Origin of the sequence: Jhaorihella thermophila, from assembly GCF_900108275.1 — a bacterium.
GTDB lineage: Bacteria > Pseudomonadota > Alphaproteobacteria > Rhodobacterales > Rhodobacteraceae > Jhaorihella > Jhaorihella thermophila.
The window spans coordinates 183271-202919 of the sequence record NZ_FNVD01000007.1 but is presented as its reverse complement, the minus strand read 5'-3'; the positions used below and the strand labels follow the sequence as shown (position 1 = coordinate 202919).

Genomic DNA, 19649 nt, shown 5'->3' with positions numbered 1-19649 from the left:
GAGGTCGCGGTATCGCAACCGGATTGGGAGGATGCGCCAGAGGCTGCAGAAGAGCCGGATCAGGCAAACACTTCCCCGCTGCGGCGTTTCGCGGTGCCGTCCGCGCTGGCGCTGATCCTGCTCGTGGCCGTGTTCGCCACGCTCCGGTACTGGCCCGACGATGCACCGCGCTCGACCGCTCCGGCCAGCGAGATTTCCGAAACCCGTGCGGTGGCGGATCCCTGCGCGACAGATGCGCTGGCAACCGCGGGCGGCGGGTTCGACGCGACGGGGCGCGCGTTGCGGGCCTGTGCGGGCAAGGTCGATCCCGACGTTGCCCTGCGGCTGGTAGAGGACGCCGCGGCGCGGGGCGACGGAGCGGCGTTGCAACTTTTCGGCATGCTCTATGACGGCAAGGCCCTGGACGAGCCGATCGAAACCGGGATCGGGCTGAGCTTTGGCGACGATCCGGCCAAGGCCGCCGAATATTATGCCCGCGCGGTGGGCGCAGGAGCAGAGGGGCGCAGGCGCGGCTCGAACAGGTCTGCCGCCGTCTGGCTGAGGCCACCGGCACATTGGAAAAGGGAGCGTTCGATGATTTCTGCCGCTAGGCGCATGTCGGTCGGTCTGCTGGTTGCCCTGATGCTGGCGGCGCCGGGGCCGGCGTCGGCTCGGGATGCCGCGCGCCCCCTGCTGGTCGAGGGGGCGCAAGACGGTTTACCAGCGGGTTCTGACCCGGCCGGGTGCGCATCTTCACCCCGCGCCCGACGCGTCGGCCGGACGCCAGTTTCCCGCCTTTCAACCGCTTTATGTCTATGACCGTCAACCAGGCTGGTTCCGCATCGGCCGGTCGGTAGCAAAGGGGCCGGAGGGCTGGGTCAGGGCCGAAGAGGTCGTGCCATGGAAGCACAACATCGTCGCGGCCTTCACCAACCCGGCGGGCCGGCTACGCCAGATCCTGTTCCGCGATGCCGACGCGCTGCGGCGGCTGATGGCGGATCCGGCGCTGCCGAAAACGCAGGCGCGGCTGCTGGACGGGATCGCGCGCGGCCAGCCCGACCCCGAGGCCGGTATCGTCGCCGTGGAACCCGCCGAATACGTGGACATCGTCAAACAGCTCTATCTGATGCCGATCCTCGACTTCGAGCAGGATCTGCACCCGGTCAGCAACGAGGACAACCTGCTGATGAAGGTGGCCTCGGTGCCCCTGCGGGAAGACCCGGCCAATGTCTCGGCGGTTTCCGACAGCTTCGACGCGGGGATCGTGTTCGTGTTCGACACCATGCGGTCGATGGGGCCCTATATCGCGCGCACGCAAAAGGCGGTGGAACGGATCGTGCGCGGGATCGAGGGGACCGAGATCGGTGATCGCGTGCAGTTCGGCGTGGTCGGGTTTCGCGACAACCCGCAGGCCGCGCCGGGGCTGGAATACCGCACGCGCACGCTCTTGCCGCTGGAACGCCGCAGCGACCAGACGCCGGTGATCGCCACGATCCGCGCCGCCACCCGTGTGGCCCGCGCCAACTCGCCCGGTTTCCGCGAGGACAGCCTTGCCGGTGTCGAAGATGCCGTGTCGCTGACCGACTGGGAGCCGGCGGGGGCCGAGCCCTTTGACGCGCGGATCGTGTTCCTGATTACCGATGCCGGCCCCAAGGCCCCCGGTGACCCCAACGCGCGAACGGATATCGGCCCGGCCGAGTTGCAGCGGGCGGCGCAGGACAAGGGTGTGGCGGTGATGACGCTGCACCTTGAGACGCCGGCCGCGGGGGCCGAGGAAAACGCTTGGGCCGAACGGCAGTATCGCGCGCTCAGCCGGTTCAACGGCAACAGCTACTACTATGGCATCCCCGACGGGTCGGAACAGGCGTTCGAGGACACCGTGACGCGGCTGGTCACGGCGCTGACCGACATGATCCGCGAGGCCCGCGACCAGCGCCCGGTGCTGAGCCCCGAGGAACGCGGCCAGGAACTGGTCGATCTGGGGCTGGCCATGCGGTTGGCCTGGCTGGGGCGGGAAAAGGGCACCCAGGCGCCGGACGTGATCGAGGGCTGGCTGTCGGAGAAGGCGGTCGATAACCCCGCCCGCCTGGCGGTCGAACCGCGGCTTCTGGTGACCAAGAACGAGATGGCGACCATGGCCGAACTGCTGGACAATCTGCTGACGCTGGGCGAACGCGCGCGCGGCGATGCCGACAGCGACGCCTTCTTTGCCCAGGTGCGCGACGTGGTGGCGCGGATGGCGCAGAACCCCGACCGGCTGGTCAATCCCGAAACCGAGACGCTGGGCGGGGCGCTCGAGTTTCTTCAGGATCTGCCCTATGAAAGCCAGCTGATGCTGACCACCGAACGGCGCTGGCGGCAAAGCGCGATGAACCGGCGGCGGATCCTGGACGGAATGCGCCAGAAGCTGGCGCAATACCGCAAGTGGCTGCACTATCCGGATGTCTGGACCGCACTTTACGAGGGGGCGCCCGATGGCGAGCATGTCTTTGCCATGCCGTTCGACGTGTTGCCCTGACGCGCCATGACCGCGGCGCTGCGGATGGGGGCGGGCGGCCATGCCCTGCGCGACGGCAACCGGCTGTTCCGGCTGGTCTGGGACGAGATCACCCCTACCGGCGGGCAGGCGGTGGCGCTCACGGGACCCAGCGGGTCAGGCAAGACGCTTCTGCTGGAACTGCTGGGGTTGATGCGCGCGCCCGCGGCCGGGGTGGCCTACGAGGTCGTCAATGGCGAGCGCCACGATCTGGCCGCGCTCTGGCGGCAGGGCGCGCGCGGGCGGGCGCTGGCGCAGATGCGAGGGCGGCTGTTCGGTTTCGTGCCGCAGACCGGCGGACTCATGCCCTTTCTGACCGTGGCCGAGAACGTGGCTCTGCCGCAGCGCATCACCGGGCGCGGTGACCCGGCCTGGTGCGCCGAGCTGCTCGCGCGGCTCGGGCTGGAGCCGGTGGCGGGGCTGCAGCCCGGCGCGCTGTCGATCGGGCAGCGGCAGCGGGTGGCGGTGGCCCGCGCGTTGGCGCATCGCCCGCCCTTCGTGATCGCGGACGAACCGACCGGCGCGCTCGATCCCGAAAGCGCGGACCGCGTGATGGCGCTGTTGCTGGAAACCGCGGCGGCGCAGGGCAGCGGCGTGATCCTGTCCAGCCACGATCTGGACCGGATCGGGCGTTTCGGCATCGCGCGCCTGTCGCTGGCGGTCGCGCCCGGGGGGCGCCGGCGAGGTCATAAGCCGCCTGGAGGCGCGCCCATGCTGATCGCCCGGCTGGCCCTGCGGGATCTGGTCCGCGACCGGTTCTTTCTGATCTGCAACGTGGCGGTGATGGTGGGGGTGCTGGTGCCGCTCCTGGTCCTGTTCGGGGTCAAGAATGGGGTCTATTCGGCGCTGATCGGCGAAATGCTGGCCGATCCGGCGAACCTGCAGATCGACACCGCCGGCAATGCCACCCTGACCGAGGCCGACATCGCGCCCCTGCGCGACTGGCCCGAGATCGCCTTTCTCACGCCCAAGGTGCGCAGTCAGTTCGACTATATGACTATATGAACGTGCGCGCGCCGGACACGCGGCGGATGCGTCCGGCGCTGGTGGTGCCGTCGGGGGCGGGGGATCCGACGCTGCCGGCGGGGGTGACGCTGGGCCGCGACCGGGTGGCGATCAGCGCCCAGCTTGCCGCGCAGCTCATGGTGCGCGAGGGGGCGGCGCTGCAGCTTGTCAGCCAGGCTGAGGGGCGGCCCCGGCAACTGGTGCTGCCGGTGACGGTGGCGGCAGTCCTGCCCGAAAGGGCCGTGGCCGGGCGGGCGGTGCTGGCGCCGCTGGAGATGCTGGAGGTGATCGAAGCGTTCTATGATTCCTACAGCTTGCCCGAATATGGAATCGAGGGCACGCGCGATCTGGACGAGCGCGCCCCGGCCTATGCGGGGCTGCGGGTCTATGCCCGCGACCTGGCCTCGCTTGCCCCGCTTCAGGCGCGGATCGAATCCGCGCTGGGCGCGGCCACCACGGCGCGGACGCGGGATGTCGAGTCGCTTCTGGGGCTGGGGCGGCGGCTGGATCTGGCGCTGGCACTGACGGCGGCGCTGGCGGCGGGGGGCATGGGGGAGGCGCTGGTCTTCGGCTTCTGGTCGGATGCGGCGCGCAAACGGCAAGTGCTGGCGGGGATTGCGCTGCTGGGGGTTCCGGCCCGCGATCTGGCGCTGTTTCCGATGGTGCAGGGCCTGGTGACGGCGGCGCTGGGGCTGGCGCTGTCTTTCGTGCTGTATGCCATCGCGGGGCAGGTGGCTCAGGCGATGTTCGGCCAGGGCATGCCCGAAGGCGCGGCGCTGGCGGTGATCGGTCCGGGGCAGGGCGCGGCGATCTGCGCCGCCGTGCTGGCGCTGGTGCTGGGGGCGGCCGGAGCCGCGGCCTGGTCGGTGCAGCGTGTGGATCCGGCCCGCGTACTCAGGGAGGGGGCATGAGGCGACTGGCCGCGATCCTGCTGCTTGCGGTGACGGGGGTAGCACGGGCCGATCCCTGGCCGGTAACCCTGACCGACCAGGCCGCAGAACGGGGCGCGCGGGCCGACCTGGTGCTGCCCATGCCCTGCGGCGGCGCGATGGCGTTCCAGAAAGTGACCGTGCCGGTCGATGCCGCCGATCCACTGGCCGACCGGCGGCTGCTGTTGGGGCAGGCGTCGGATCTGGCCAGTTACTCGGACGGGTTGCGCACGGCGTTTCTGCGGGGCGCTTTTGCCGGCAACAAAGGGGAAAGCCATTACTACATCGCCCGCTACGAGATGATCGTGGGGCAATGGCGCGCGCTGCACGGCGACTGCCTGGACCCGAACCGTCGCGACCGGGTCGCGAAGGGCGGGTTGAGCTGGTTCGACGCGGTGGATGCGGCCCGGCGCTATTCCGAATGGCTGCTGAATCATGCCCGCGACCGGCTGCCTTCGTCGGACGGACAGCCGGGATTCGTGCGGCTGCCGACCGAAGAGGAATGGGAATTCGCCGCGCGGGGCGGCGCGCGGGTGGATGCGGCGCGGTTCGCGGAAAAGGTGTATTTCGACGAAGGCGAAATGCGCGACCACGCGCTCTATCAGGCGCCGGGGTCCGGGCGCGGGCGGCTGGGGGCGGTGGGCTTGCGCCGGCCCAATCCGTTGGGGCTCTATGACATCTACGGCAATGCCGAGGAACTGGTGCTCGGCCCCTTTCGGCTGAACGCGGGCGGGCGGCTGCACGGGCAGGCGGGCGGGGTGGTGACGCGGGGCGGTTCGGTCCTGTCCACAGCCGAAGATCTCTACAGCGCGCGGCGCACCGAATATCCCGCCAATGACCGGGACGGCGTGCCGATGCGGCTGGACACGTTCGGCGTGCGGCTGGTGATCGCCGCCCCCGTCGTGACTTCGGACGCGGCGCTGACCCGGATCCGTGCGGCGTGGCAGGCGCGCAACCGGGGCGGCATCCCCGGCGCGGCGGCAGATCCCGATCAGCTGTTGACCGACCTGATCGCGGCCGAAACCGATCCCCGGCGCAAGTTGGGGCTGAGCGCGGTTCTGGTCGAGCTGCGCCGCGCCCGCGACCGGGCCCAGACCGCGCGGCTGCAGTCGGCGCGCTCCACGCTTCTGTCGGGCGCGATGTTCGTCGGCGCCCTGCGCGCGAATGCCCGCGCGATCGAGGCGAAGGCCGCCAATATCCGCATGCTGGTCGAGTTGCAGCGCGCCGGGGGCCGGTCGGAGATGCTGGACCGGCAGGTGCAGGCGCATCTGCGCGAAATCGGGGAGCTCAGGGCGCAGAGAACCACCTACCTGTTGTCCTATCGCGCCGCGCTGGAGGCTCTGGCGGGGCAGGCCGACGACTATGAACGCGACACCACCCATGACGTGCTGGACGAAGAGCTGGAGCTGTCCCGCCAGGTCGAATTGCGCGCGAATTTCCGCCGGTTCTGGGAGGGTTTGTCGCGTTTTGCGCAAAAGCCCGATATGGGGGCGCGGGCGCTGTTGGAACTGGCTCTGGAACAGGTCGGAGCGGCCCGCGCGCGAAGAGGATCAAGCCTTTGTTTCTTGACACTCTCGGGTTTGTCTGGTGGGCTGGGGTCCGAAGGGTGTTCACATTTGTTCCCCGCGGTCTGGCCGGCGTTGTGCCATGCGTGGTCGCGGATTTCGATGAGGAATTGAAAGATGTTCAGACGAAAGGTCTTTGCTTCCCTGTTGGCGACCACGATGATCGTGACGCCGGTCACGCGGGCGATGGCTGACAACAATGCCGCGGCGCTTCTGGGCGGTGCGATCCTGGGCGGCATCATCGTCAACGAGGTCAACAAGAACAAGCAGCGCAAACAGGCCACGGCGGCCCGGCAGAGGTCCAGCTCCTATCAGCGGGCGCAGAATCGCGACATCCAGACGGCGCTGAATTATTTCGGGTATCCCGCGGGTGCGGCGGACGGCGTGCTGGGGCGGCGTTCGCGCGCGGCGATCGCGCAGTTCCAGGCCGAAATGGGCTATACGGCGGACGGCTATCTTGATGCCTACGAACGCGACTTTCTGCTGAACAGCTATCAGCGGGCGCTGGTCTCGGCGCAGGTGCCGCCCTACAACCAGATCCTGGCCGCACAGGGGCCGCGCGGGCTGTTGCGCGCCTATCGCAACGAACAGCTCGGCATCTCCACGCGGACGCCGCAGCAGGCGCCGGTGACGAACACGGCGACGCCCGTTCCCGCCCCCGTTCCCGCCCCCGTTCCCGCTCCTGCTCCCGCCCCCGTGCCGACGGCGCCGCCGCAGAGCGCGGCGCGGTCGAACACGACCGCTTTGCCCAGCTTTCCGGTGGGCGGGGCCAGCCGGTCGATCAACGAACACTGCAACGAGGTCAGCGTTCTGACGGCGGCCAATGGCGGTTTGACCACGGCCGGGCGGGTGAGCGATCCGCAATTCGCGCTCAACGAACAGTTCTGCCTGGCGCGTACGCAGGCGATGGCTGAAAGCGCGCGGCTCGAGGCGTCGATCCCGAACATGACGCCCGACCAGATCGAACAGCAATGCGCGGGGCTCGCGCAGGCGATGGAGCCCTATACTGCGACTGTCGCCACCGACCGGCCCGAGCGCGTGATCGCCGACGCCGGGCAGTTCCTGCGCAGTTCCGGCCAGCCGATGGATCAGCTGATCGCCGGTGGCAAGATCTGCTTGGGCGTGGGCTATCGCACCGACGACGCGCAGATGGCTCTGGCATCGGCGGTGTTGCTGAGCGCGGCCGGACAGATGGGCTATGGCGAAGTCGTGGCCCATCACCTGCGCGAAGGTTTCGGTGTTTCGCAGGCCCAGAAGCAGCTGGCACATGACTGGATGCAGATGTCGGTGGACGCGGCCAGGAAGGGTGGAGCGCCGGTTCTGGGCCAGTCCGCCGACCGGCTGGCCGTGCTCGAGGCGGCTTCCAGCGGCGCGGGGCTAGCCGGCGGCGGCGCTTTGCCGGTCTTCCCCAGCGCGTCCGGCAACTGACCGTCCTCATTCCGGCACCGCATCGGCCGGACTGCCGGGCGGCGCCCCTGTTTGCCTTGCGGTTCAGCGGGCGACGGACTTGCGCACCATCGTCCAGTAGATCGTCTCGACTTCGGGCAGCGACAGGCGGCCGCCTTCGCGGAACCAGGTGTTCACGCCGGTCAGCATGGCGATCAGCGCCATGGTCGCGACCTTCGTGTCGGGCACGTCGAACACGCCTTCGGTCACCCCCTGACGCAGGATGTCTTCCAGTTCGTTTTCGTATTGCCGGCGCAGGGATTCGATCCGTGCGAAATTCTCGGGCGTGAGGTTGCGCAGTTCCATGTAGGCGATGAACACCGCGTCGGGCCGGTCGTGGTGAAAGCGGATGTGGAAGCGGGTGAACTCCTCCAGCCGGTCCACGGCGTTGTCGGCAGGGACGACCGCGGCGCGCGCGGCCAGAAGCTCGTCCAGATGCCCCTTCATCAGCCCGAACAAGAGGCTCTGCTTGTCGGGGATGTAGTTGTAGAGCGCGCCGGCCTGAACGCCCACCTCGGCCGCGATCTGGCGCATGGAAACGGCGGCATAGCCCTGCCGCGCAAAGAGCCGCAGCGCCGCCTCGCGAATGCGGGGGCCGGTGATGTCGGAATGGGATCCTTGGGTTCGTGCCATGCGGCAACGGTAACTGAACATACGTTCAGATAAAACCCCCGCTTGCGCGTTCCTGCACGAGCGGGCATGACTGCGTCATGCGCATGTGCGGAAAATTCACGCAGCCCGTGAACGCCGCCCGGCTTGGCCGGGCGGGGCTGGCCTTGGTGTGGATCGGTCTGGCGGCGGGCTGTGCGCAAATTCCCGAATTGGCGGCTTCGATCAACGAGGATCTGCGCGATTCGCGGTATCCCGCTCTGGTGCCGATCGATCGGGCGGTGGTGCCGCTGCCCGCGCCCGAGGAGGAGGCCAGTGAGCTTCAGTCCGAACTGGACGCCCGCCGGGCAAGGCTGAGGCGACGCGCCGAGGCGATGCTGAACGAAGGGGCGGGAGGCTGAGCCGCCGCCCCGCGTTGCACCACCTGCGCGAACCGGCTAAGGCAACACCTGTTACGCATCATGAAAGGACGACGCCTGATGTCACAACCGCTGCGCCTTGGAATTGCCGGTCTGGGGACCGTCGGAGTGGGAGTGGTCAAGATCATCCGTCGCCATGCCGATCTTCTGGAGACGCGCACCGGGCGGCGGATCGAGATTTCGGCCGTCTGCGCGCGCGACCGGAACCGCGACCGCGGCGTGAGCCTGTCGGGCTATGACTGGGAGGACAACCCGGTTGCGCTGGCGGTGCGCGAGGACGTGGACGTGCTCGTCGAACTGATGGGCGGTTCGGACGGCCCGGCCAAGGCCGCGACCGAGGCCGCCCTGGCGGCTGGCAAGGATGTGGTGACCGCGAACAAGGCGATGCTGGCGGTGCATGGGCAGACGTTGGCCGAACAGGCCGAGGCCTCGGGTCGCTCGATCCGCTACGAGGCCGCGGTGGCCGGCGGCATTCCCTGCATCAAGGCGCTGACAGAGGGGCTGGCCGGCAACGAGATCACCCGCGTGATGGGGGTGATGAACGGCACCTGCAACTACATCCTGACCCGGATGGAGGCCGAAGGGTTGGGCTACAACGCGCTGTTCGAAGAGGCCGGGCGACTGGGGTATCTGGAGGCGGATCCGACGCTGGACGTGGGCGGCATCGACGCGGCGCACAAGCTTGCGATCCTGGCCGCAATCGCCTTTGGCACAAGGCCGAATTTCGATGGTGTCGAGATCGAGGGGATCGAGCATATCGAGCTCGAGGACATCCGGCAGGCGGCCGACATGGGCTTCCGCATCAAGCTTCTGGGCGTGGCGCAGCGCACGGCGCGGGGGCTCGAGCAGCGGATGCAGCCCTGTCTGGTGCCGGCGGAGTCGCCGCTTGGGCAGCTTGAGGGTGGCACGAACATGGTGGTCATCGAGGGCGACTCGGTGGAGCAGATCGTTCTGCGCGGCCCCGGTGCCGGCGAGGGCCCCACCGCCAGCGCGGTGATGGGCGACATTTGCGACCTGGCCCGCGGCATTCGCCTTCCGGTCTTTGGGCAACCGGCGGCGATGCTGAAGGAACTGCCGCCCGCGCGCACCGGCCTGCCGGCGCCGTATTATTTGCGCATGAAGCTGGTGGATCGCCCGGGCGCCTTGGCGAAGGTTGCCACGATTTTGGGGGATGCGGGCGTGTCGATCGACCGGATGCGGCAATACGGCCATTCCGAGCCGTCGGCGCCGGTTCTGATCGTGACCCACAAGACGACGAGAACGGCGATCGACGAGGCGCTCAAGCTGATGCGCAAGCTGGATGTGGTGGCCAGCGCACCGGTGGCGCTGCGGATCGAGCACGTCTGAGACGTCATTCGGCGGTTTGAGTTCAAGTGTTGTTTCGGATCGGCTTTGGCCGATCCGACCAATGTGAGGGGCGCTGCCCCTCACGCTCCCCGGGGTATTTCCGACCAGAAAGAAGCTGGATCGCGCGCCCGCTTCTGCTTCTTTCTGGTTTCAAATACCCAAATCCAGCCCTTCCGGAACGCGTGCGGCCTGCGGGTCAGCCCTTGCGGATGAAGGTGCCTTCGCGCAGTTCGCGAAAGGCCTGCAGCAGCTCTTCCCGCGTGTTCATGACGATGGGGCCGTGCCAGGCGACGGGTTCGTTGATCGGCGCCCCCGAGATCAGCAGGAAACGCACGCCTTCAGGGCCGGCCTGCAGCGTGATCTCGTCGCCGGCGCCGAACCGGACAAGGGTGCGGTCGCCGGAGGGGTCGCGAAAGACGACCTCCTGTTCGCCCAAGGCCTTTTCGATCAGCACGCCCGTGGGGGTTGCCGCGTCGGCAAAGGCGGCTTCGCCCTCGAACACATAGGCAAAGGCGCGGTGGCGGGTGTCGATCTTCAGCGTCTTGCGGATGCCCGCGGGCACGAACACGTCCAAGTATTGCGGATCGGCGGCGATGCCGTCCACGGGGCCCCTCCTGCCCCAGAAGTTTCCTGCGATCACCCGCACGCGAGTGCCGTCATCGTCAGTCACCTCGGGGATTTCCACTGCGGGAATGTCCTGATAACGCGGCGCCGTCATCTTGTCGCGCGCCGGCAGGTTGCCCCAGAGCTGAAATCCGTGCATCTGGCCCCGCCGGTTTCCGGCCGGCATTTCCTGGTGGAGAATGCCCGAACCCGCCGTCATCCACTGGATGTCGCCGGGGCCCAGCGTGCCCCTGTTGCCGAGCGAATCGCGGTGCTCGACCGTGCCGGCCAGGACGTAGGTGATGGTTTCGATTCCCCGGTGCGGGTGCCAAGGGAAGCCGCGCGCATAGGCCGCCGGGTCGTCATTGCGGAAATCGTCGAACAGTAGGAACGGGTCCAGTTCGGTAGGATCCTGAAAACCGAAGGCGCGGTGCAGATGCACGCCTGCGCCTTCGATCGTCGGCGCGGCGAGGCGGGTTTCGAGAACGCAACGCAGCGACATGGCAAAGCCTCCTTTGGTTGGCCAAGGATGTAGGGTGCGGGCGTGCAAGTGGCAATTTCCGCCCCGTCACGGCGCTTGTGCGTCCGCGCACAGCCGCGATTGCCTGCCGCGTTGACGTTTGAGAACGACAAATTGTCGGCCTGGCGGTTGTGTCGCAGGGTTTTGATTGACCAATTCATGCTGCAGGCGCTAAGCAACCGCGAAATATTGTTGCGCCGCAGAGGGACCGGGGCGCGTGGGGGACAAACAATCAAGGAGCGACGCGATGGCCGAGATTGAACGCGAAGCGATGGAATATGACGTTGTGATCGTCGGAGCGGGCCCCGCGGGCCTGTCGGCGGCCATCCGTCTGAAACAGCTTGATGCCGACCTGAACGTGGTCGTGCTGGAAAAGGGGTCCGAAGTGGGCGCGCATATCCTGTCGGGCGCGGTGCTGGACACCAGCGGGCTGGACCGGCTGATCCCCGACTGGAAGGACAGGGGCGCGCCGATCACCGTTCCGGTCAAGAACGACAGGTTCTACATGCTGGGCGAGGCGGGCGGTGTCCGCATCCCCAACTGGCCGATGCCGCCGCTGATGTCGAATCACGGCAAATACATCGTGTCGATGGCCAATGTCTGCCGTTGGATGGCCGAGCAGGCCGAGGAACTGGGCGTCGAGATCTTCCCCGGAATGGCCTGTTCGGAGCTGGTCTATGGCGACAATGGCGAAGTCAAGGGCGTGGTCGCCGGCGAGTTCGGCAAGAACTCTGACGGCACGCCGGGGCCGAACTATGAGCCGGGCATGGAGCTGCATGGCAAATATGTCTTCATCTGCGAAGGCGTGCGCGGCTCTTTGGCCAAGGAGCTGATCCAGAAATACGACCTGAGTGCCGGCAAGGAGCCGCAGAAATTCGGCATCGGCATGAAGGAGATCTGGGAGATCGACCCGGCCAAGCACCGCGAAGGCACCGTCATCCACACGATGGGCTGGCCGCTGGGGGGCAATGCCGGGGGCGGGTCGTTCATCTATCATCTGGACAACAACCAGGTCTATGTGGGCTTTGTCGTCCACCTGAACTACAAGAACCCCTATCTCTATCCCTACATGGAGTTCCAGCGGTTCAAGCATCACCCGATGGTGGCCGAGCTGCTTAAGGGCGGCAAGCGCGTGGCCTATGGTGCGCGGGCGATCAGCGAGGGCGGATACCAGTCGATGCCCAAGATGGTGGTGCCCGGCGCGGCGCTCTTGGGCTGTTCGGTGGGCATGGTCAACGTGCCGCGGATCAAGGGCAACCACAACGCGATGCTGTCGGGCATCGCTGCGGCCGAGGCGGCGCATGCCGCGATCAAGGCGGGCCGGGCCTCGGACGAGCTGACCGAATACGAAACCGAGGTGCGGACCGGCCCGATCGGCAAGGATCTGAGGAAGGTCCGCAACGTCAAGCCGATGTGGTCCAAGTGGGGCATGATGGCCAGCCTCGCCCTAGGCGGGTTCGACATGTGGACCAACGACCTGTTCGGGTTCTCGCTGTTCGGCACGCTGAAACATGGCAAGACCGACGCGGCCTCGACCGAAGAGGCGGCGAAGCACAGGCCCATCGACTATCCCAAGCCCGACGGCAAGATCAGCTTTGACCGGCTCACCAACGTGGCGTTTTCCTTCACCAACCACGACGAAAGCCAGCCCTGCCATCTGCGGTTGAAGGATCCCGAGGTGCCGATCAAGGTGAACCTGCCGAAATACGCCGAGCCGGCACAGCGCTATTGTCCGGCCGGGGTCTATGAGGTGATCGAGGAAGAGGGACAGGCGCCGCGCTTCGTCATCAACTTCCAGAACTGCGTGCACTGCAAGACCTGCGACATCAAGGATCCTAGCCAGAACATCAACTGGACCTGCCCGCAGGGCGGCGACGGGCCGAATTACCCCAACATGTAGGCGAAAATTCGGGCAATGGCGCCGATATCGCATTCGCGCCATTGCCTGCCGCCATGCAAGGGCCTAGCTTGGGACCAACCCAAGATCACAGGCAGGTCCGGATCAGTGTCTTTTCTCAATCTCCGCGCGGCAGTGGCCGCTCTAGCCGCTTCGCTGACGGTTTCCGTCGCGGGGCCGTCGCCGGTTCATGCGACGTCCTTTTCGGGTGCCTACCTCGCCGGGCGGCAGGCGATGTTCGACGACGATTTCAACGCCGCGGCCGAGTATTACCGCCGGGCGCTGGGCTTTGCCCCGGACAATGCCGCCCTGATGGAAAAGGCGGTGCAGTCGCTGATGGCGCTGGGCCGGTTCGACGAGGCGGTGCCGATCGCCCGCCGGATCGAGGAGCAGGGCCTGCGCAGCCAGGCGGCGCATATGGTCGTGCTGGCCGATCTGGTGGCCAAGGGCGACTTTGCGACGGTCCTGCAGCGTGGGCCCGATCAGGGCGGCGTGGGGCCGCTGGTGGACGGGCTGGTGCAGGCCTGGGCGCGGCTTGGCGCGGGGTCGGTCAAGAAGGGACTGGCCCAATTCGACCGCGTGGCCGAAGAAAGCGGCGTGCGGGGCTTTGCGATGTATCACAAGGCGCTGGCGCTGGCCTCGGTCGGGGATTTCGAAGGGGCCGAGGCGGTATTCTCGGGCGACGGCGGATCGCAATCCCTGATCTCGCGGCGGGCGGTGCTGGCGCGGGCCCGGATCCTGTCACAGCTGGGACGCAATGACGATGCGCTGCAGATGCTGGCCGACGCCTTTGCCGGCGGAACCGATCCGGCGCTGACCGCCGTGGCCGACCAGCTTGCCAGCGGTGCGCGGCTGCCCTTTGACATGGTGCGCTCGCCCCGCGAAGGCATTGCCGAGGTGTTCTATTCCATCGGCGCGGCGCTGGATGGGGATGCGGCCGACGAATATGTTCTGCTTTATGCGCGCATGGCGGCCTTTCTGGACCCGATGAACCTGGATGCTCAGATCATGGCCGCGCGGATACTGGAGCGTCTCGGCCAATACGATCTGGCGGTCGAGGCCTACAAGCAGATCCCTGCCGACAGACCGGAACATTTCGCGGCGGAACTGGGCCGGGCCGAGGTGCTGCGGCAGGCGGGCAAGATCGACGCTGCGATCGAGGTTCTGGAACAGCTTTCCCGCAGCGCGCCGCAACAGCCGCAGGTGGCATCGTCCCTGGGGGATCTGCTGCGTCAGCAAAACGACTATGCCGGCGCCGAAAAGGCCTATACACGCGCGCTGGAGTTGACGGACGAGGATTCGCCAGACCGCTGGTTTCTGCATTATGCCCGCGGCATCAGCCGCGAACGGCAGGACAAGTGGCCCGAGGCCGAGGCCGATTTCCGCAAGGCGCTGGAGCTGAACCCCGGTCAGCCGCAGGTGCTGAACTATCTCGGCTATTCGCTGGTGGAGAAGAAGGTCAAGCTCGACGAGGCGCTGGCGCTGATCGAGAAGGCGGTCGAGGCGCGGCCCGACAGCGGCTATATCGTGGACAGTCTGGGCTGGGTTCTGTTCCGGCTGGGCCGCTATGACGAAGCCGTGGGGCACATGGAAAAGGCAGTGGAACTGATGCCGGTGGACCCGGTGGTGACCGACCATCTGGGCGACGTCTACTGGGCGGTGGGCCGCTATCGCGAAGCGCGGTTCCAGTGGCGGCGGGCGCTGTCCTTCATCTCTCCGGATGAGGAAAACCAGGACGTGGACCCCGACCGCATCAGACGCAAGCTCGAGGTCGGGCTGGACCGGGTTCTGGCCGAGGAAGGCTCTCCGCCCCTGATGAAGGTTGCAGATGGCGACAATTGAGGCCTTTGCGCCGGCCAAGATCAACCTGACCCTGCATGTGACCGGGCGGCGTGAGGACGGTTTCCACCTGCTTGATTCGCTGGTGGTTTTCGCCGATCTGGGGGACCGGCTGTGGCTGCGGCCGGCGCGGCAGGCCGGCCTGAGCGTGACCGGGCCGATGGCGGCGGGCGTGCCCGCGGATGCGCGCAACCTGGCGCTCCGGGCCGCGCGACTGATCGGCGCGGCGGTGGACATCCGGCTGGAAAAGACGCTGCCCGCGGCTGCGGGGATCGGGGGCGGCTCGTCCGATGCGGCGGCGGTGCTGCGTGCCTTGCGGCAGATGGGTCATGCCCTGCCGGACCGGCTCGAAGATCTGGGCGCGGATGTGCCCGTGTGCCTGCTGGCGCGGGCTGCGCGCATGTCCGGCATCGGAGAGGTGGTGGAGCCGGTCGAGGGCCTGCCCGCGCTGCCTGCCGTTCTGGTCAACCCGCGCGTGGCGGTGTCCACGCCCGATGTATTCCGCCGGCTGGAGCGTCGCGACAACGCGCCGATGGGTCCAATCCCGCAGAATGGCGATCGGACGGCGTTCATCGACTGGCTGGCGGCGCAGCGCAACGACCTGCAACCGGCGGCCGAATCCGTCGCGCCGGTGATCGGCGGGGTGCTCAGGGGGCTCGAGGCCGAAGGCGCCCTGCTTGCGCGGATGAGCGGCTCTGGCGCGACCTGTTTCGGGCTGTTCGACACCCCCGAGGCCGCGCGCGCGGCGGCCGGACGCCTTTCTGCCGCCCGGCCGGGCTGGTGGGTTGCGCCGACCGTGCTCAACTCTGCCTGATCCGCGCGTTGCCGTCTGGGCCGGCGCCGGGTATCACGGTGTATCCAGACCGGTGAGGGCGACATGATCGCGTTTCTGCGTTTCTTCATCCCGCTGCTGATCGTGCAGACGATCGCCTATGTGGTGTTTTCGCTGCGCGCGCGGGCGCGCGAACGCGATCGGCTGGAGGCGAAATGGCGCGAAGAGGGACAACCCGGCAATCTGGAGGCCTTTGTCGAGGCCGGGCTCGAAGGTTACGAGAAATCCTTGCGGCACAAGCTGTTGCTGGCCATATACGTGGTGCCGTGGGTGGCGCTGGTCGCCATCGTGCAATGGGTCAACAGGTGAGGCAGGGCGATGTGGGTTTACGTGAAATGGACATTCCGGGTGCTGGTCATCGCGATCGTCGCGGCCTTTTTGCACTATACGCTGCCGCAACATGACGTGGGGCGGATCACCGATACCTATACCAAACGCGTCGATTTCGGCGAAAACTGGTGGTTTTATTCCCATGCCGGGGCGGGGGACGCCGAAAAGGTCGGAAGCCGCGACGTGTTCTTCATCGCGGCGATCCTGAAGAACGGCAAGCCGATGGAGTACCGCAACGAGGATACCGGCTGGGGCTGGCCGCCCTATTTCAAGTTCAACACCTCGAACCTCCAGACCCGCGCCGCCGATCTGAAATCCACAGCCGACAATCCGCGCTGGGTGGTCATCACCCATTACGGCTGGCGGTCCAACCTTTTTTCCATCTACCCCAACGCCATCTCGATCCGCGAGGTTGACAGCCCCGACGTGCGGATCATCCCGTGGTTCAACATCATCTTCCTGACGCTCTTGTTCGCGGCTCTCTGGGCCATCCGGGTGCGGTGGCGGAGGTTACGCGCAGCGAAAATCGACCCCGTTCTGGAAGAGATGGAGGACAGCCTTTATGCCGCCGGCGATGCGATCGAGGAAAAGGGCGGCCGGGTCCGCCGCTGGCTGACCGGCGGCGGGCGGCGCTGAGTGCGCTGCCGGATCAGTCCGCGAACAGGTATTCGGTGCGCGCCAGCTCCAGCGCCTGATCCCGCCCGATCGACAGGAACTCGGCGATCTTGGGGGCGTTTTCCTCGGGCGCGGCGGTTTCGTGGATGCGGTGATAGCGCGGGAAATTCGCGTCGCGGATCCGGTCGGCCTCGTAGGCGAGATCGTTGCGGATCGTGGGCAGCAGCCGGTCCAGCGTCTCCTTGCTGGTGCGTTCACCGGCAAGCCCGACCCGGCGGGCATGGCCGATCAGGTATTCGTCGGAGAACTGGCACTCGATCTCCAGCATCCGGGTCACCGAGCGGTCCGAATAGAAATCCTGCAGCAGATCCATGTTGGACGGATCCATGCAGAAAATCAGCCGGTCGGTGTCGAAATACTCAAACAGCATCTGCATCAGCGCCCGGCGGTGGCGGGTGCGCTTTTCCAGCGTGCTCTGGATGCCGCCCAGATCGGGCAGGGGGGTGCTTTCCTCGTTGAACAGGTATTCGATGCCGGGGATGTTGGTCACGCGCCGGATCTGTTCCAGCAGCCGCTTGGCGACGTGCCACTTCTTGCACACCAGGATCAGCAATTCGCGGTCGCGGCCCAGCGAGCTTTCCACCTCCCAGAACCGCATGCCAAAGCGCCGGCCGATTCGCCCGCGCCCGGCGAGGAACTTGTAGAGGCTGCGGCCTTCGTTCGAGATCTGGAACTCGATCCCCCGCGCCGCGTAAAGCCGCCCCAGCCGCGCCTTGAGCTGCGTGGCCTCGGGGCTGATCTTTCGCGCGAACAGATAGTCCTGGTTCAGCAGCAGGTCGTAGTGGTCGTTGTAGAAGGTCACCGGCATCCCGTAGTCGGTGAACATCAGAAAGGTCAGCGTGCGCGTCTCGATCTCGTGCTCCGGCACAAGGTGGCGCACCAGCGTCTGAAAGAAGGTTTCGTCGGGGATCCACGTCGTGCGAAAGAACCGCACCACGTCGCGCCGCTGCCGGATGAAGTCGAGGATCCTCTCGACCGTCGGCCGCCGCAGGCACCACCACTGGCTGCCGATCTGGACCTGGATGTCGGCGGGGATCTCGCGGCTCAGCCCCAGCCGCCGCTGCATATCCAGCGACCAGTAGAACAGCGTCTTGTTCTTCCGTTCGTTGAAGAAATGCCGGTAGATCAGCCGCTCTTCCTTGATCCCGGTCTTGATCCAGTCGCTTTCGAAAAAATCGAAGCTTTCGATGAAGTCCTTGTCATGCTCGTCAAGAAACCTGTGCGCGTATTCGGCGGTCTTGATCGCCATGCAGTCGCCCGACAGCATGTAGAAATGCGTGGCGCGCGGAAATTCTTCGACCGCCGCCTCGACCGCCCTCAGCGTGGCGGCCACCAGCGACCATTCCCCCCAGCCGCATTTCACCCGTTTGCGGGCGAAGGTGACGTTGGGGTTGTCGGCAAGCGCCGAGCGGATCCGGTCATAGGCCTCCTGCGGCGCGCGGCCGTCGAAATGGATCGCAATATAATCACCCGCCACAGTCAGCCGCTGGGCCTGCTTGACGATCGCATCCGGGTCCTTGTGGCACAGCAGGATATACGCAATTCTTGCCATTGTGGAACGATGTTCTCTTCTTCCTGCCCCTTGTCTGCCTTGATACTGATGAACGGTGATTGAATAAACAGCTATTGTCTGGTTTTCTGAAACAGAGCCCGTTGTGAGACCAGACAGACAAGAAGCGGGAACAGGAGGCGAGCGACATGGGTTTCCCCGGCACCTGGATGACGGAAAGCGAAAGCATGGTCTATCGCGTGGTGCCGAAATGCGCCTGCTCGACCATCGGCCAGATCATGTATTACTCCGATCACGGCCGGTTCTTCGACGGCGACATTCATGACGCGCAGGACGGCCTGCACAAATGGGCGTTCGAATCCAGCCAGGGTCCGATCACGGAAAATGTCCGGGCGCACAAATCCTATGCCTTCACCTGCGTGCGCAACCCCTACACCCGGGTCCTGTCGTCCTTCTTCGACAAGATCTGCGGCATCCAGCGCAACGGCAAACGCTATCGCGGCAATCTGGTGCCCAAGCTGATCTACGAATACGGGATCGAGGTCGGCGGCGACGACGGCAAGCAGGAATTCGACCAGATCCGCAGCTTCCGCCGGTTTCTGCTCTTTGCGCGAGACACGATCCGCTGGCGTCGGCCGATGGATCCTGACATTCACTGGTCGGCCATGTCGGGTCACATCTCGACCTTCATCGTGAACGGCGGGCGCTATGACCACATCTTCTGGACCGAAAAATTCAACGAGGGCATGCAAAAGGTTCTGGACAATACAGAAACGCCGCACCCGGTAAACCTGGACGAGATTCCGCGTTTCAACGAATCCGAAGGGCATGGACCGAAACGCGCCCACCCGGTGGAGGATTATTTCGACGATCTGTCGATGCATCTCGTCTACGAAATCTACAAGCGCGATTTCGAACTGTTCAAATACGACTTCGAAAACCCCGCCAACAAGATGCCGGTGGGCGAAATCGATCTGGACGAGGTGCATGCCAAGCTGGGCGACTGATGCACCCCGGTCCGCCCCGGACCTTGCCGCGCCGATCCCGCTTGCACCGCCCGCGGGCTGCGCCTAAACCTCTGCGCCATGGCCAGGAAGAAACCCGACCCCAACTACAAGGTGATCGCCGAGAACCGGCGCGCCCGCTTCGATTACGCGATCGAAGACGATATCGAATGCGGCATCGTGCTTGAAGGGTCCGAGGTGAAATCCCTGCGCGAAAACGGCGCCAACATCGCCGAAAGCTACGCGGCGGTCGAAGACGGGGAACTGTGGCTGGTCAACAGCTACATCCCCCCCTACGAACAGGCGAAAACCTTCGGCCACGCGGAACGCCGCCGGCGCAAACTTCTGGTCAGCCGCAAGGAACTGGCCGATCTCTGGAACGCGACCCGGCGCAAGGGCATGACGCTGGTGCCGCTCGTGCTCTACTTCAACCACAAGGGCCTGGCCAAGCTCAAGCTCGGCATCGCCCGCGGCAAGAAGATTCACGACAAGCGCGAAACACAGGCCAAACGCGACTGGACGCGTCAGAAACAGCGCCTGCTCAAGGACCACGGCTGACCGGCGCAAGCCCCGCTGCCACAGCCCGCCGCAACCGCATCCGGAC

General features: G+C 66.3%; 17 protein-coding genes. 14 read left to right on the top strand and 3 right to left on the bottom strand.

Features of this window, described 5'->3' with window-relative positions; translation table 11 throughout:
- Positions 1-655: 655 nt before the first annotated feature.
- Genes C4S70_RS10550 through C4S70_RS10530 form a run of 5 tightly spaced genes read left to right on the top strand, consistent with a single transcriptional unit; the run spans position 656 to position 7442 of the window.
- On the top strand, positions 656-2497 hold the full coding sequence (locus C4S70_RS10550; RefSeq protein WP_235003795.1) for a vWA domain-containing protein: 1842 nt from the start codon (positions 656-658) through the stop codon (positions 2495-2497).
- A 6-nt stretch (positions 2498-2503) separates the two neighbouring features.
- Positions 2504-3520, top strand: coding sequence for an ABC transporter ATP-binding protein (locus C4S70_RS19110; protein ID WP_235003794.1), 1017 nt, complete (start codon positions 2504-2506; stop codon positions 3518-3520).
- Between the two features lie 2 nt (positions 3521-3522).
- On the top strand, positions 3523-4431 hold the full coding sequence (locus tag C4S70_RS10540) for an ABC transporter permease family protein (RefSeq protein WP_235003793.1): 909 nt from the start codon (positions 3523-3525) through the stop codon (positions 4429-4431).
- Entirely contained in the window at positions 4428-6128 is a 1701-nt protein-coding gene (locus C4S70_RS10535; protein WP_104008055.1) for a formylglycine-generating enzyme family protein, read from the top strand. The genes C4S70_RS10540 and C4S70_RS10535 overlap by 4 nt, the downstream gene beginning before the upstream one ends.
- 3 nt (positions 6129-6131) lie before the next feature.
- Complete coding sequence (locus tag C4S70_RS10530) at positions 6132-7442, top strand: peptidoglycan-binding domain-containing protein (RefSeq protein WP_104008054.1); 1311 nt, start codon at positions 6132-6134, stop codon at positions 7440-7442.
- 63 nt (positions 7443-7505) lie between these two features.
- Here C4S70_RS10530 and C4S70_RS10525 read toward each other — a convergent pair whose 3' ends face one another.
- A complete protein-coding gene (locus tag C4S70_RS10525) occupies positions 7506-8093 on the bottom strand; it encodes a TetR/AcrR family transcriptional regulator (RefSeq protein WP_104008053.1) in 588 nt (195 codons plus the stop codon).
- A gap of 77 nt (positions 8094-8170) precedes the next feature.
- Here C4S70_RS10525 and C4S70_RS10520 point away from each other — a divergent pair, with 77 nt between their 5' ends.
- The gene (locus C4S70_RS10520) at positions 8171-8470 is read left to right on the top strand and encodes a hypothetical protein (protein WP_235003792.1); all 300 of its coding nucleotides are present in this window, start codon (positions 8171-8173) and stop codon (positions 8468-8470) included.
- A gap of 78 nt (positions 8471-8548) precedes the next feature.
- Positions 8549-9835 (top strand): homoserine dehydrogenase, encoded by a 1287-nt coding sequence (locus tag C4S70_RS10515; RefSeq protein WP_104008052.1) that lies wholly within the window; start codon positions 8549-8551, stop codon positions 9833-9835.
- 196 nt (positions 9836-10031) lie between these two features.
- Here the strand turns inward: C4S70_RS10515 and C4S70_RS10510 are convergent, their stop codons facing one another.
- A complete protein-coding gene (locus C4S70_RS10510) occupies positions 10032-10940 on the bottom strand; it encodes a pirin family protein (RefSeq protein ID WP_104008051.1) in 909 nt (302 codons plus the stop codon).
- A 265-nt stretch (positions 10941-11205) separates the two neighbouring features.
- Here C4S70_RS10510 and C4S70_RS10505 point away from each other — a divergent pair, with 265 nt between their 5' ends.
- From C4S70_RS10505 to C4S70_RS10485, 5 genes are all read left to right on the top strand, one after another.
- On the top strand, positions 11206-12858 hold the full coding sequence (locus C4S70_RS10505; RefSeq protein ID WP_104008050.1) for an electron transfer flavoprotein-ubiquinone oxidoreductase: 1653 nt from the start codon (positions 11206-11208) through the stop codon (positions 12856-12858).
- Between the two features lie 15 nt (positions 12859-12873).
- Positions 12874-14697, top strand: a complete 1824-nt coding sequence (locus C4S70_RS10500; RefSeq protein WP_104008049.1) for a tetratricopeptide repeat protein — start codon at positions 12874-12876, stop codon at positions 14695-14697.
- Positions 14684-15508, top strand: a complete 825-nt coding sequence (locus C4S70_RS10495; protein WP_104008048.1) for a 4-(cytidine 5'-diphospho)-2-C-methyl-D-erythritol kinase — start codon at positions 14684-14686, stop codon at positions 15506-15508. Before C4S70_RS10500 ends, C4S70_RS10495 begins: the two co-directional genes overlap by 14 nt.
- Positions 15509-15571: 63 nt before the next feature.
- Positions 15572-15835, top strand: coding sequence for a hypothetical protein (locus tag C4S70_RS10490; protein WP_104008047.1), 264 nt, complete (start codon positions 15572-15574; stop codon positions 15833-15835).
- Between the two features lie 9 nt (positions 15836-15844).
- Positions 15845-16492, top strand: coding sequence for a DUF1523 family protein (locus C4S70_RS10485; RefSeq protein WP_104008046.1), 648 nt, complete (start codon positions 15845-15847; stop codon positions 16490-16492).
- Between the two features lie 13 nt (positions 16493-16505).
- On the opposite strand, the gene C4S70_RS10480 is transcribed toward C4S70_RS10485, so the two are convergent.
- The gene (locus C4S70_RS10480) at positions 16506-18083 is read right to left on the bottom strand and encodes a DUF5928 domain-containing protein (RefSeq protein WP_104008045.1); all 1578 of its coding nucleotides are present in this window, start codon (positions 18081-18083) and stop codon (positions 16506-16508) included.
- Positions 18084-18229: 146 nt separating this feature from the next.
- Between C4S70_RS10480 and C4S70_RS10475 the strand changes: the two genes are divergently transcribed.
- Together C4S70_RS10475 and smpB are read left to right on the top strand one after the other, a co-directional pair.
- Positions 18230-19048, top strand: coding sequence for a sulfotransferase family protein (locus C4S70_RS10475; protein ID WP_104008044.1), 819 nt, complete (start codon positions 18230-18232; stop codon positions 19046-19048).
- A gap of 78 nt (positions 19049-19126) precedes the next feature.
- Positions 19127-19603, top strand: coding sequence for an SsrA-binding protein SmpB (smpB, locus tag C4S70_RS10470; RefSeq protein ID WP_104008043.1), 477 nt, complete (start codon positions 19127-19129; stop codon positions 19601-19603).
- Positions 19604-19649: the final 46 nt, after the last annotated feature.

Excerpts from the sequence above, each read along its gene's own strand:
- C4S70_RS10550 (WP_235003795.1), top strand. The coding sequence starts at position 656 with ATGCCGCGCGCCCCCTGCTGGTCGAGGGGGCGCAAGACGGTTTACCAG.
- C4S70_RS19110 (WP_235003794.1), top strand. The coding sequence starts at position 2,504 with ATGACCGCGGCGCTGCGGATGGGGGCGGGCGGCCATGCCCTGCGCGAC.
- C4S70_RS10535 (WP_104008055.1), top strand. The coding sequence starts at position 4,428 with ATGAGGCGACTGGCCGCGATCCTGCTGCTTGCGGTGACGGGGGTAGCA.
- C4S70_RS10530 (WP_104008054.1), top strand. The coding sequence starts at position 6,132 with ATGTTCAGACGAAAGGTCTTTGCTTCCCTGTTGGCGACCACGATGATC.
- C4S70_RS10525 (WP_104008053.1), bottom strand. The coding sequence starts at position 8,093 with ATGGCACGAACCCAAGGATCCCATTCCGACATCACCGGCCCCCGCATT.
- C4S70_RS10520 (WP_235003792.1), top strand. The coding sequence starts at position 8,171 with ATGCGCATGTGCGGAAAATTCACGCAGCCCGTGAACGCCGCCCGGCTT.
- C4S70_RS10515 (WP_104008052.1), top strand. The coding sequence starts at position 8,549 with ATGTCACAACCGCTGCGCCTTGGAATTGCCGGTCTGGGGACCGTCGGA.
- C4S70_RS10510 (WP_104008051.1), bottom strand. The coding sequence starts at position 10,940 with ATGTCGCTGCGTTGCGTTCTCGAAACCCGCCTCGCCGCGCCGACGATC.
- C4S70_RS10505 (WP_104008050.1), top strand. The coding sequence starts at position 11,206 with ATGGCCGAGATTGAACGCGAAGCGATGGAATATGACGTTGTGATCGTC.
- C4S70_RS10500 (WP_104008049.1), top strand. The coding sequence starts at position 12,874 with ATGGCGCCGATATCGCATTCGCGCCATTGCCTGCCGCCATGCAAGGGC.
- C4S70_RS10495 (WP_104008048.1), top strand. The coding sequence starts at position 14,684 with ATGGCGACAATTGAGGCCTTTGCGCCGGCCAAGATCAACCTGACCCTG.
- C4S70_RS10490 (WP_104008047.1), top strand. The coding sequence starts at position 15,572 with ATGATCGCGTTTCTGCGTTTCTTCATCCCGCTGCTGATCGTGCAGACG.
- C4S70_RS10485 (WP_104008046.1), top strand. The coding sequence starts at position 15,845 with ATGTGGGTTTACGTGAAATGGACATTCCGGGTGCTGGTCATCGCGATC.
- C4S70_RS10480 (WP_104008045.1), bottom strand. The coding sequence starts at position 18,083 with ATGGCAAGAATTGCGTATATCCTGCTGTGCCACAAGGACCCGGATGCG.
- C4S70_RS10475 (WP_104008044.1), top strand. The coding sequence starts at position 18,230 with ATGGGTTTCCCCGGCACCTGGATGACGGAAAGCGAAAGCATGGTCTAT.
- smpB (WP_104008043.1), top strand. The coding sequence starts at position 19,127 with ATGGCCAGGAAGAAACCCGACCCCAACTACAAGGTGATCGCCGAGAAC.